Here is an 11,909-nt window from a genome sequence, read left to right on the forward strand (position 1 = left end):
GGTTTGACATGCCGGGCAGCCGGCTGAGCCACCGCTCGGCCTCGCGCGGATGCGCGAAGCGCACGATCGCCAGGTGCGGGAAGCGCGCCTCGTACTCCGGCATCCGCTCCCGCCACACGTTCAACGTCTGCTGCTGCCAGCGCAGCACGTTCTCCTCGGGCGTGGTCGTGGTCGCCAGCTGCCAGAGCGTCGGCTCGCGGTTGCCGTTCCACAGCTCCCGCCGCAGGATGCTGCGCTTCAGCGTCCGCCGCCACAGGCGCCCGCGCACGATCCGGTCGGGGTAGTCGAGCCACGCGCACAGCTCAGCGCGCGGCGGCAGCACCTCGTCGACGCCCTTCGACCTGTACTGCCATTCGCTGATCCAGCGGTCGGTCGCGGCGAACGCGCGCACCTCGTCGAGGAACGACTCACGCGGCGTCCACTCCGGGCCGTGATGCAGCGCATCGAGCTCGTAGCGCGGCAGATCCGCGGCATCCGCGAGCCGGGCGGCGAACGTCGTCTTCCCGGAACCCGACACTCCGGCGACCAGCACCCGCCGCGGGCGGAAGGGGATCGGGTCGGAGGCGCTGAGCACCAGAGAAGATTACCGGGACGGAATACGATCGCGTTCCATGCCGTTGAATGGTGTTGTGAGCGAACCCATCTCCATCGACATCTGGTCCGACATCGCCTGCCCCTGGTGCTACATCGGCAAGCGCAACCTCGAGGCGGGTCTCGCCTCCACCGCGGGGGATCCCGACGCCCCGCAGGTGGAGATCACCTTCCACTCCTTCGAGCTCTCGCCCGACACCCCCGTCGACTTCGACGGCGACGAGCTCGACTTCCTCGCCGGGCACAAGGGCATGGCGCGGGAGCAGGTCGAGCAGATGCTGTCGCACGTGACCAAGGTCGCCGCCGGCGCGGGCCTGCAGTACCGCTTCGATCTGCTGCAGCACACCAACACGGTCAAGGCGCATGAGCTGCTGCACTTCGCCAAGGTGAAGGGGCTGCAGCACGAGATGGAGGAGCGGCTCATGTCCGCCTACTTCACCGAGGGCAAGCACGTCGGCCGCGTCGACGACCTGGTCGCCCTCGCCGCCGAGGTCGGCCTGGATGCCGATGAGGCCCGCTCCGCTCTGGAGTCGGCCGAATACCTGGACGCCGTCCGCGCCGACCAGGCGCAGGCGCGCGCCTACGGCATCAACGGCGTCCCGTTCTTCGTGATCGACGGCCAGTACGGCGTCAGCGGTGCGCAGCCGCCGGAGGCGTTCGAGAACGTGATCCGCGACATCTGGGCGCAGAAGCAGGGCGCGTCCGCGGAGGCCTGAGCCACCGCATCCGATCACGAGTGCGGCGGGACCCTGCCCGGGGCCCGCCGCACTCGTCGCAGGGGAGGGTCAGATCCGCTCCTGCTTCGGAGCCAGCGGCAGCGGCTCCATCGGCTGGTCGTTCGCCGTGAGGTCGATGCCCAGGTCGCGCGCGTACACGACACGCGTCTGGATCGACACGTCATCGCCGTTCTCGGTCAGCTCGAAGACCCGGCCGCCGCGGAGGCGGTTGCGCTCGGCCCCGTCCAGGCCGTAGGCGCCGAAACCGGTGCCCGGCGCGTAGCCGAGCAGCACGCCGTAGTAGTCGCCGACGTAGTCGTTGACGTGGTCGTGACCCACGAACACGCCCTTCACGTCGCCGCGCTCGAGGATCGCGTTGTACATGCCCGAGTTGATCGGACCGGGGCATTCGTCCTCGTTGCGCTCACCGATGATGCCGTGACGCGCCTTGCCGCGTGCGGCGTCCGCCGCCGTGCGGGTGTCGACGCCGCCCCACCACATGAAGCGGTGCTCCCACAGTGCGATGTGGATGAACATGAGGCCGGGGACCTTGCGGCCCAGCCGCTTCTCCAGCTGCTGCGACTGCTCGCGATACCAGGCCACCTGGTCCATGCGGATCCAGTCCCAGGTCGGGTAGCCGTCGAAGTTCTGGCCGTTGATCGCGCCGGGCGCGTAGCGGCCGGAGTCGATCAGCCACAGCGCGAACGCGTCGCGGTTCTTCTTCGCGGACGAGGCGATCGACACGATCGTGTTGCTCGTGCCGGTCAGGCCCGCCGCGTTGTCGGCGTTGACGTTGTAGTCGTACGAGCGGTAGATCTTCAGCATCCCGGCCTCGTCGACACCCGACTCGGGCAGCGAGTCCTCGTCGTGGTTGCCGTAGGTCACGGCCCACGGGATGCGCCGCGACTCCATCGGCCAGACGACGTTGTTGATGGCCTGCTTGACCTCGAGGCGCGACGCGCAGCCGCCGGAGATGACGTCGCCGTTGATGACCACGAAATCGGGCTTCTCCTGATCGAGCACCTTCTCGATCAGCTCCACCGTGCGCCGGTCGGTGAGCTCGTCGTCCTGCGTGTCGTTGAACTGCACGACCTTGAAGGTCCCGTCGGGACGGAACCGCAGCTCCCGCGCCTTCGGACCGGGCCGACCGGACGGCGCGGCGGGCGGGGTCGTGCCGGCACTCGCGGCCACAGCGGGCAGGGCCGCGCTGACGGCGCCGAGCGCTCCTGCGGTCAGGACGGTGCGCCGGCTCAGCGGCAGTCGATCAGACATTCATGGGCTCCTTCGTCTCGGGCGATGCATCGCCGCGGAGACGGTAGGAGCCGGAGATGGCCGCCGGCCGACGGGAAGGTGAACGCGGCACCCGGCCAGGGCGCATGAGCGCCTGAAGCGCTCATGAACGACGGGCGGACGCCGGATGCCCGGCTCAGCGCCCCGCAGCCACCAGGGCGTCCTCGATCGCGGACACGATCTCGGGGGCATCCGGCTTCTGCTTGGGACGGAACCGCTGCACCGAGCCGTCGGCGGAGACCAGGAACTTCTCGAAGTTCCACTCCACGCGCCCGGCCTTGCCGCCGGCGTCCGAGGTCTGCTTGAGCGCCTTGTACAGCTCGTGGGCGTTGCGGCCGTTGACCTTGACCTTGCCGTTCACGGGGAACGTGACGCCGTACGTCGTGGAGCAGAACTCCAGGATCTGCTCCATCGAACCCGGCTCCTGGCCCATGAACTGGTTGCACGGGAAGCCCACCACCGAGAAGCCGCGGTCGCCGTACTCGCGCTGCAGCTGCTCGAGCTGCTCGTACTGCGGGGTCAGGCCGCACTTGGACGCCACGTTGACCACCAGCACCACGTCCGAGCCGTAGTCGTCGAGCGTCTTCGCGGTGCCCTCCGCGTCGGAGAACGGGATCTGTCGCAGCGTCGTATCGGTCATACTCCCCACCCTAATTCCGCCGCGCCCACCGGGCGCCGACGTCTGGGAGAATGGAGGGGACATGACTCTCGCCACCGCCACGACTCCCGCGCTCCGCATCGGACCGATCGACCTCGACGTACCCGTCGTGCTCGCCCCTATGGCGGGCATCACCAACACCGCCTTCCGCCGGCTCTGCCGCGAGTACGGTGCGGGCCTCTACGTCAGCGAGATGATCACCTCCCGCGCCCTGGTGGAGCGCAACGCCGTCACGATGCGCCTGATCCAGCACCACGAGAGCGAGACCACCCGGTCGATCCAGCTGTACGGCGTGGACCCGGCCACCATCGCCGAGGCCGTCCGAATCATCGTGGCGGAGGATCGCGCCGACCACATCGACCTGAACTTCGGATGCCCGGTGCCCAAGGTCACCCGCAAGGGCGGGGGAGCGGCGCTTCCCTGGAAGATCGGCCTGTTCGCCGACATCGTCGACCGCGCCGTCAAGGCCGCGGGTGACGTGCCGCTCACGGTCAAGATGCGCAAGGGCATCAACAAGGACCACCTGACCTTCCTGGAGGCGGGACGGGCGGCGGAGGACGCCGGCGCGGCGGCCGTCGCGCTGCACGCCCGCACGGCGTCCGAGTACTACTCCGGCCACGCCGACTGGAACGCGATCGGCGAGCTCAAGCAGGCGATCACCAGCATCCCGGTGCTCGGCAACGGCGACATCTGGTCGGCCGACGACGCCGTGCGGATGATGGCGGAGACCGGTGCGGACGGAGTGGTCGTCGGACGAGGATGCCTGGGCCGGCCGTGGCTGTTCGGCGATCTGGCGCGCGCGTTCGGCGGGGAGGGCGTGCAGGTCGACGCGACGCTGCAGTTCGTCGCGCAGGCGTTCCGCCGTCACGCGGAGCTGCTGGTCGAGTTCTTCGAGGACGAGGACCGCGGATGCAAGGACGTGCGCAAGCATGTCGCCTGGTACTTCAAGGGCTATCCGGTCGGCGGTGAGCTGCGGGCGGCGCTGGCACGCGCGTCCACCCTGCAGGAGATCGACGACCTGCTCGGCACCCTCGGCGATGCGCCCTACCCCGGCATCGGTGCGGAGGGGCAGCGCGGCCGTGCCGGATCCCCGAAGCGCACGGCCCTCCCGGAGGGCTGGCTGGACTCGCGAGAGATCGGCGAGGACGTGAGCGACATGATGCGCGGAGCGGAGATCGAGAACAGTGGTGGCTGACCCGGGGTACGGCGCAGCCGACGCCGAGCGCTTCTTCGCGGAGACGCACCGCTCCGAGCGCAACGACTTCTCCCGCGACCGCGCCCGCGTGCTGCACTCGGCGGCGCTGCGGCGGCTCGCCGCCAAGACGCAGGTGCTGAGCCCGGCGTCCACGGCGGACTTCGCCCGCAACCGCCTCACGCACTCGCTCGAGGTCGCGCAGGTGGGCCGCGAGCTCGCGACCGCACTGGGCGTCTCGGAGGACGTGGTCGACACCGCCTGCCTGAGCCACGACCTCGGGCATCCGCCGTTCGGCCACAACGGCGAGCGGGCGCTGAACGACTGGGCGTCCGACATCGGCGGTTTCGAGGGCAACGCGCAGTCGCTGCGCATCCTGACCCGGCTCGAGGCGAAGGTGCTCGACGATCAGGAGCACTCGGTAGGGCTGAACCTCACCCGGGCGAGCCTCGACGCGACGTGCAAGTACCCGTGGACCATCGACAACCCGCTGCCGGATCCGGGCGGACGGCTGAAGTTCGGGGTGTACCCGGACGACGAGCCGGTCTTCCACTGGATGCGCGAGGGGGCGCCGGGACGCCTGCGCTGCATCGAGGCCGAGATCATGGACCTCAGCGACGACATCGGGTACTCGGTGCACGACTTCGAGGACGCGATCGTGAACGGCTACCTCGACGTCGCGCAGCTGTCCGATCCGGTCGAGCACCATCCGCTCGTCGGGCGGATCCAGCAGTGGGTCGGCTACGACTACACCCGCGAGGAGCTCGCGGACGCGCTGTACCGCCTGACCCGTCAGCCCATGTGGCTGAAGACCTTCGACCGCTCGCGGCAGGACCTGGCGCGGCTGAAGAACCTCACCAGCGACCTGATCGGACGCTTCGCCCGCGCATCCGTCGCCGCGACCCGCGAGGCGTATCCGGGGCCGAACCTCGCGCGCTACAGCGGGCACGTCGTCGTGCCCCGCGTCGTCGAGACCGAGATCGCAGTGCTCAAGGGCATCATGGGGCAGGCGATCGTCACGATCGACGCCCGCAAGGGCGTCTACAAGGAGCAGCGTCGCGTGCTGACCCGCCTCGCGGACGCGCTGTGGTCGACGGACTCCCTGTGGTCGGCCGGAGCCGACGCCCTCGAGCCCGCCTTCGCCGCCGACTTCCTCGCGGCGACGACGGATGCCGAGCGTGCGCGTGTGGTCGTGGACCAGGTCGCCAGCCTCACCGACCAGACCGCGGTCGACTGGCACAACCGACTGGTCGGTGAGATCGATCCCGCCGAGGTGGGCATCTGGACGCCCCGCCACGCCCGCCCCGGAGCGCACCGCCGCCCCGCGAACCGGGTGGTCGTCGAAGGGGCCGTCTGATGCCCCGGATCCTGCAGGCGGACGTCGAAGAAGTCAAGTCCCGCACCAACATCGCGGACATCGTCGGTGAGCGCGTCGCGCTGAAGTCGGCGGGCGTGGGCTCGATGAAGGGCCTGTGCCCGTTCCACGACGAGAAGAGCCCCAGCTTCCACGTGCGGCCGCAGGTGGGGTACTACCACTGCTTCGGATGCGGTGCCTCGGGAGACGTGTACTCGTTCCTGCGCGAGATGGATCACGTCAGCTTCACCGAGGCCGTCGAGCGGCTCGCGGGCCGGATCGGCTACGCGCTGCACTACGAGGACGGCGGTGCGGCGCCGGAGACCAGTGGTCGCAGCAGGCTGTATGCGGCGAACTCCGCCGCAGCGGAGTACTTCCGCGGCCAGCTGCTGAGCCCGGAGGCCGAGAGCGCCAGGCGGTTCCTGGGGGAGCGCGGCTTCGACGCGGGCGCCGCCGCGCACTTCGGGGTCGGCTACGCCCCCAAGGGCTGGGAGAACATGACCAAGGCCCTCACCGCGCAGGGCTTCACCCGCGAGGAGCTCACCAATGCGGGGCTCGTCTCGGCGGGGCAGCGCGGTGTCTACGATCGCTTCCGCGGCCGGGTGATCTGGCCCATCCGCGACGTCACCGGGCAGACCATCGGCTTCGGCGCGCGCCGGCTCTACGACGACGACAAGGGCCCGAAGTACCTGAACACCCCGGAGACGCCGCTCTACAAGAAGACGCAGGTGCTCTACGGGCTCGACCTCGCCAAGCGCGACATCGCCCGCGGAGACCCCCGTCGTGTGGTGGTCGTGGAGGGCTACACCGATGTGATGGCGTGCCATCTGGCGGGCGTGACCACCGCCATCGCCACCTGCGGCACGGCGTTCGCCGCCGAGCACATCAAGGTGCTGCGCCGGGTGATGGGCGATGACTCCGCGGCCGGTGAGGTGGTCTTCACGTTCGACGGCGACGAGGCGGGCCAGAAGGCCGCGCTGCGCGCCTTCTCGGAGGACTCCCGCTTCACCGCGCAGACGTTCGTGGCCGTGGCGCCGGACGGGCTCGACCCGTGCGACCTGCGCCTGCAGCGCGGGGATGCCGCGGTGCGCGGGCTCATGGACGCCAAGGTGCCCATGTTCGAGTTCGCGATCGACCGGAAGCTCGCCGGCTACGACCTCGCGACCGTGGAGGGGCAGGTGGGCGCGCTGCGCGCCGCCGCGCCCATCGTGGCGGAGATCCGCGACGAGCTGCTGCGGCCCGGTTACGAGCGCGTGCTGGCACGACGGCTGGGCATGGACCCGACGGCCGTGCACCATCAGGTGCAGCGCGCGGCGCGGGGAGCCGCGGCATCCGAGCGGGAGCCGCAGCGTGCACCGCAGCAATCGGCATCCGAGACGGGCGCGGAGCAGATCGCGCGGGTGCGTCTCGCCGACCTGCCGCGCACGGCGGACGTCGCCATCGAACGGGACGCGCTGATGGGCATGCTGCAGTACGGGCACCAGATCGATCAGGCGCTGCTCGATCGCGCCGTGGCCGAGCAGTTCCGGCATCCGGGCCTCGACGCCGTGCGCGAGGCGATCGCCGCCGCCCCGGACCGGACCCGGGTCGGCTGGGCGACGACCGCGGCGGATGCCGTGCGCGAGCCGTACCGGAGCCTGGCGGGCGAGCTGCTGATGATGCCGTTCCCCGCGAAGGACGAGGAGCGCGCACTGGTCTCGGCGACGGACCTGTGCCGGCGCCTTCTGCTGCGGGCGATCGACCGGGAGAAGAACGAGCTGCTGGGCGCCGTGCAGCGCGTGCCCGCCGACTCCGACGGCGGTCGGGCGCTGCGCGTGCGACTGCGGGATCTGGATCAGGAGCGGCTGCGCTTCGTCGAGTCGTGAGCGTCTGAGCGGTTTCAGCAGGCAGGATGGAGGCATGCCCGCCAATGACGCCGCCATCGACTGCTCCGACCTCGTCATCGATCGGATCGGGCACGGTGGCGTGACCCGCGCTGTGGACGGCGTCACGTTCACGGTCCGGGCGGGCGAGCTGATGTGCGTCGGCGGCGCCACGGGAGCGGGCAAGTCCACGCTCGTGTCGGCACTGGCCGGGTACGGCGACGCGTCGCTCAAGGTCGCCGGCGGTCGTGCGAGGGTGTGCGGGGTCGACGTCCGCAGGCCCGGTCGTCGGCGCCGGATGCTGACCGCGTTGAGCGGGTACATCCCGCAGAGCGCTGGTGCGAACCTGCCCCCGCGGCTCACGGTCGGCGAGGTCATCTCCGAGCCGATCACCTCGCGGGAGAAGCGGGTCAACAGTAAGGCGCTCGCGATCAGGGTCGCGTCGCTGCTGGACGAGCTGCACCTGCCTCTGGGGGCCGCGGCGAGATTCCCCTACGAGCTCAGCGCCGGCATGCGCCAGCGCGTCGCGATCGCCCGGGCCTTCATGCTGGAGCCGCACGTGCTGATCGCCGACGAACCCCTCGCCAACCTCGACCTGGAGGTGCGCCCCGTGGTGTTCGACGCGATCACGCGTCGCCGCAACGAGCAGTCGATGGCGGCGCTGCTGGTCACCAACGACGCCGCGTTCATCCGCGAGCTCGACGCGGAGGCGCTGATCCTGCGCAGCGGGCACGTGGTGGCGCGGGGGATCGGCAAGGACCTGCTCTGGTCGCCCAATTCCGAGGCGGATGCCGCGCGCTGAACGCGCCACGCCCGGGACGTCGCCCGTGTTCGGAGCACGGCGCGGAGTTTGCTAAGCTGGATGAGTTGCCCGCACAGCGGGGAACGTGATCCTCGGTAGCTCAATTGGCAGAGCAGCCGGCTGTTAACCGGCAGGTTCTTGGTTCGAGTCCAAGCCGGGGAGCCAACCCCACCGGAACCCCGCCCTCGTGGCGGGGTTTCGTCGTCTCCGGGTCGTCCGGCTGCGTTTCCCGCGCTCATCGCGGAGACGACGCGGGGGAAGCACGCACAGCATGCTTCCCCCGCGTCGAGAGCGTCGGTCCGGCTCAGATCAGGCGCCGGAGCCCTTCATCGACCCGGTCAGCTGGGACTCGTCCTTCATGTACAGCACGCACTGGATCAGGCGGTCGTCCAGCTCGTCCCACCCCTGCTCGGTGGGCGAGTAGTAGAAGTAGTCCAGCTTGGATGCTTCGACGGCGACGCCGACGAACTTGGTGAACTCCTCGCCGCACTTCGGGTCCGAGGCCGCGTCGAGTTCTTCCTCGGTGGGGAACTCGCCGTCAGGGAGCTTGAACTCCGCGTAGACCTCCTCGTCGTGCGCCTCGTCGCAGGGCACCACGTTGGTGTCGCTGAGCTCGGTGCTGCTCTGGTCGTCCTCGAACTTGCAGTCGCCGACCTTCAGTTTGAAGATGTCGATGCTCGAGCCGTCGGTGACATTGCCCTTGTCGTCGCGCTGGGCGTCACCGCTGAACAGGTTCGTCGGAACGCTGCAGCCGCTGAGGAGAGCGGTGAGGAGGATGGCCGCACCGGTCAGGGTGGTGCCGCGGAGCAGGGCTCGCTGAGAGGTCATGTGCTGGTCCTTGATCGGGGGATGGATGCTGTGAATCGCAACCCACCGTAGTGACCTGCGCGTTTCCGCGGCAAGTCGGGCCGGGGTCAGCCCTCGAGGTCGTCGACTCCGGGCATCCAGCTCGCGCCGCCGCGCGCCCAGCCCCGCTTGCGGGCGATCTTCTGCACGGTCTTCCAGTCGCCGTCCGAGAGGCGGTCGATGTAGAGGATGCCGTTGAGATGGTCGAACTCGTGCTGCATGATGCGCGCCCGCCATCCGTCCACCTCGATGCGCACGGGCGCGCCCTCGAGGTCGATGCCGGTGACCATCACGCGGTCGGAGCGGCGCAGCGGGAACCGCTCGCCGGGGAACGACAGGCATCCCTCCGACTCCTCGTCCGGGTCAGGCGAGCCGGGCTCGGGCGGTGTCATCCAGAGCACGGGGTTGATGACCTCCCCGCGCCACGGCCGGTCCTCGTCGTCGACGTAGGTGTACACGTAGATGCGCAGCGCGACGCCCACCTGCGGGGCGGCCAGGCCCACGCCCGGTGCGACGTCCATGGTCTCGTACATGTCGGCGACGAGCGTCCGGATCTCGTCGGTGATCTCGGAGACCTCGGCAGCGGGAGCATGCAGCACGGGGTCGCCCATGATGCGGATCGGAAGAACAGCCACGCCACAACCCTACTGGGCGCGTTCGGCCCGGAGGGGAGCGTCGGGCCGGGTAGGGTGAAACAGTGCAGCTTGGGGTGGGAGTCGTGACAGGAGTGAGCGATCAGCTCATCGGCGTGTTCCAGAACCCCGCGCTGCTGCTGGGCATCCCGCTGGCACTCGCGGGCGCCGTGTTCATGTCCCTCGGCGCTCAGTACCAGCACCGCGGCGTCGAGAAGGTCGAGAAGCTGACCGGCACCGAGGGGGCCTCCGGGCTCACCGGCGCCCAGATCAAGGGGCTGCTGACGCGGCCGTCCTGGATCATCGGAACGCTCATGCTGGGCTTCGCCGTGATCTGCCAGTTGAGCGCCATGGCCATCGCGCCGCTGATCGTCGTGCAGCCGCTCGGCGCCGTCGCGCTGGTCGTCACCACCCTGCTGAACGCGCGGGTGTCCGGGCACACCCCGACGAAGAAGTCACTGATCGCGATCGGCAGCTGCCTAGGCGGCATCTTCCTGTTCGTCGGCCTGGCCGCGTTCTACGCGGTGGAGCGCAAGATCAGCGACGAGGACCTGTTCACGATCCTCGCCATCCTGCTCGTGGTCATCATCGTGCTGGGCACGTGCTGGCTCATCCTCAGGCACCGCATGCGCGCGCTGTTCTACGTGATCGGCGCGGGCATCCTGTACGGCTTCGTCGCCACGCTGGCGAAGGCCGTGATCAGCCGCATCCAGAACGGCAACTTCGAGTGGCTGACCGTCGCGTGCGTCATCGCGCTGTTCGCAGCCGCCGCCGTCGGCGCCTACTTCGTCCAGTCGGCGTACAGCTCGGGCCCACCCGACCTCGTGATCGCGGGTCTCACCGTCGTCGACCCCATCGTGGCCGTGCTCATCGGCGCGCTGGTGCTCGGTGAGGCATCCGAAGCGCCCCTGCCGGTGCTGATCCTGTTCGGGATCGCCGGCGCGATCGCCGTGTTCGGTGTGTTCGGCCTCGCCCGGTACCATCCGCAGGTGCTCAGCGAGAGCCAGGAGATCGCGATCCAGCGCGGGAGCGACACGGCGACGGGCGCCGGCGGAGACGCAGCCGCCCAGGGCGTCGACACGGCGACCCACCGGCCTGGCACCTCCACCCACGACGAAGGTGCGGCTGCCCACGGCGACGCTCCGGGGAGCCGATTCCCCGGAGCCGAATCGCCTGACGCTCAGTAGTCGCGGTCGATGAGCTCCGGTGCGACCTCGGCCGCGGCGGCCTCGTCGACGAAGAACACCGTGCGGCGCCGTCCCTTGGCTCCGGCGGCCGGCACGCTCGCGTAGCTGGCGCCCGCCAGCGCCAGGCCGAGGGCAGATGCCTTGTCGGCGCCGGTCAGCACGAGCCACACCCGCTTGGAGTGGTTCAGCACCGGGCGGGTGAGCGTGACGCGCTCGGGCGGCGGCTTGGGGGAGTTGCGCACCGGAAGCACCGCGGCATCCGTCACCGTCACCTCCTGACGGTCCGGGAAGAGCGAGGCGATGTGGCCGTCGGGGCCGACGCCCAGGAAGCACACCGCGAACGACGGCCAGGCCTCGCCTGAGCGGCCGAAGCGCGCCAGCTCCGCCGCGTACGCCGCGGCCGCCTCGTCCAGGCTCAGCCCGTCCGAGGGCGCGGCGACCTCGTGGATGTTCTCCGCGGGGATGTCGAGACGATCCAGCAGCGCGCGGCGGGACTGCAGGGAGTTGCGGTCGGGGTCGTCGCGCTCCACGAAGCGCTCGTCGCCCCACCAGAAGTGCACCAGCGACCAGTCGATCGCGGCGACCCGCTCATCGTCGGCGGCTGCGGCGAGCACCGCGCCGCCCATCGAGCCTCCGGTCAGGCAGATGTGCGCGATGCGGCCGTTGCGCGTGCGCGCGACGACCCTGGTCAGGAACCGATCCGCGACGCGCGCGGCCAGACTCGCCGGGGTCGGCTCCACGACGACGCTCTTGATCGATCCCTGCACCGTGGTCACCAT

The 11,909-nt window shown here is 70.1% G+C and carries 12 protein-coding genes and 1 tRNA gene; 7 read left to right on the top strand and 6 right to left on the bottom strand.

The features are described from left to right. Positions 1–574, bottom strand: a 574-nt coding sequence (locus ACTJJ4_RS01255; RefSeq protein WP_440941687.1) for an AAA family ATPase, incomplete at its 3' end; no start/stop codon positions are given. Between the two features lie 55 nt (positions 575–629). Between ACTJJ4_RS01255 and ACTJJ4_RS01260 the strand changes: the two genes are divergently transcribed. After that, complete coding sequence (locus tag ACTJJ4_RS01260) at positions 630–1,307, top strand: DsbA family oxidoreductase (RefSeq protein ID WP_440941688.1); 678 nt, start codon at positions 630–632, stop codon at positions 1,305–1,307. Positions 1,308–1,376: 69 nt separating this feature from the next. On the opposite strand, the gene ACTJJ4_RS01265 is transcribed toward ACTJJ4_RS01260, so the two are convergent. After that, positions 1,377–2,579, bottom strand: a complete 1,203-nt coding sequence (locus ACTJJ4_RS01265) for a metallophosphoesterase family protein (protein ID WP_440941689.1) — start codon at positions 2,577–2,579, stop codon at positions 1,377–1,379. A gap of 154 nt (positions 2,580–2,733) precedes the next feature. Next, positions 2,734–3,237: a glutathione peroxidase gene (locus tag ACTJJ4_RS01270; protein WP_440941690.1), complete on the bottom strand. Its 504-nt coding sequence runs from the start codon at positions 3,235–3,237 to the stop codon at positions 2,734–2,736. A gap of 61 nt (positions 3,238–3,298) precedes the next feature. Between ACTJJ4_RS01270 and dusB the strand changes: the two genes are divergently transcribed. The 5 genes from dusB (at position 3,299) to ACTJJ4_RS01295 (ending at position 8,630) form a co-directional block, all read left to right on the top strand. Then, a complete protein-coding gene (gene dusB, locus ACTJJ4_RS01275) occupies positions 3,299–4,450 on the top strand; it encodes a tRNA dihydrouridine synthase DusB (RefSeq protein ID WP_292702593.1) in 1,152 nt (383 codons plus the stop codon). Beyond that, positions 4,440–5,804 (top strand): deoxyguanosinetriphosphate triphosphohydrolase, encoded by a 1,365-nt coding sequence (locus ACTJJ4_RS01280; protein WP_440941691.1) that lies wholly within the window; start codon positions 4,440–4,442, stop codon positions 5,802–5,804. Before dusB ends, ACTJJ4_RS01280 begins: the two co-directional genes overlap by 11 nt. After that, a complete protein-coding gene (gene dnaG, locus ACTJJ4_RS01285; RefSeq protein WP_292702590.1) occupies positions 5,804–7,666 on the top strand; it encodes a DNA primase in 1,863 nt (620 codons plus the stop codon). The genes ACTJJ4_RS01280 and dnaG overlap by 1 nt, the downstream gene beginning before the upstream one ends. A 34-nt stretch (positions 7,667–7,700) precedes the next feature. Beyond that, positions 7,701–8,465, top strand: coding sequence for an ATP-binding cassette domain-containing protein (locus ACTJJ4_RS01290; protein WP_440941692.1), 765 nt, complete (start codon positions 7,701–7,703; stop codon positions 8,463–8,465). Between the two features lie 89 nt (positions 8,466–8,554). After that, positions 8,555–8,630, top strand: a tRNA-Asn gene (locus tag ACTJJ4_RS01295). A 144-nt stretch (positions 8,631–8,774) separates the two neighbouring features. Here ACTJJ4_RS01295 and ACTJJ4_RS01300 read toward each other — a convergent pair. Further along, positions 8,775–9,293, bottom strand: a complete 519-nt coding sequence (locus ACTJJ4_RS01300; RefSeq protein WP_440941693.1) for a septum formation family protein — start codon at positions 9,291–9,293, stop codon at positions 8,775–8,777. An 86-nt stretch (positions 9,294–9,379) separates the two neighbouring features. Then, positions 9,380–9,946 (bottom strand): peptide deformylase, encoded by a 567-nt coding sequence (gene def, locus ACTJJ4_RS01305; protein WP_292702584.1) that lies wholly within the window; start codon positions 9,944–9,946, stop codon positions 9,380–9,382. 83 nt (positions 9,947–10,029) lie between these two features. Between def and ACTJJ4_RS01310 the strand changes: the two genes are divergently transcribed. Then, on the top strand, positions 10,030–11,130 hold the full coding sequence (locus tag ACTJJ4_RS01310) for a DMT family transporter (RefSeq protein ID WP_440942795.1): 1,101 nt from the start codon (positions 10,030–10,032) through the stop codon (positions 11,128–11,130). Here ACTJJ4_RS01310 and pgl read toward each other — a convergent pair. Further along, the gene (pgl, locus tag ACTJJ4_RS01315; RefSeq protein WP_440942796.1) at positions 11,124–11,909 is read right to left on the bottom strand and encodes a 6-phosphogluconolactonase; all 786 of its coding nucleotides are present in this window, start codon (positions 11,907–11,909) and stop codon (positions 11,124–11,126) included. The genes ACTJJ4_RS01310 and pgl overlap by 7 nt on opposite strands.

Source organism: Microbacterium sp. 22195, assembly GCF_052056515.1.
In the GTDB taxonomy this organism is placed as follows: Bacteria; Actinomycetota; Actinomycetes; order Actinomycetales; family Microbacteriaceae; genus Microbacterium.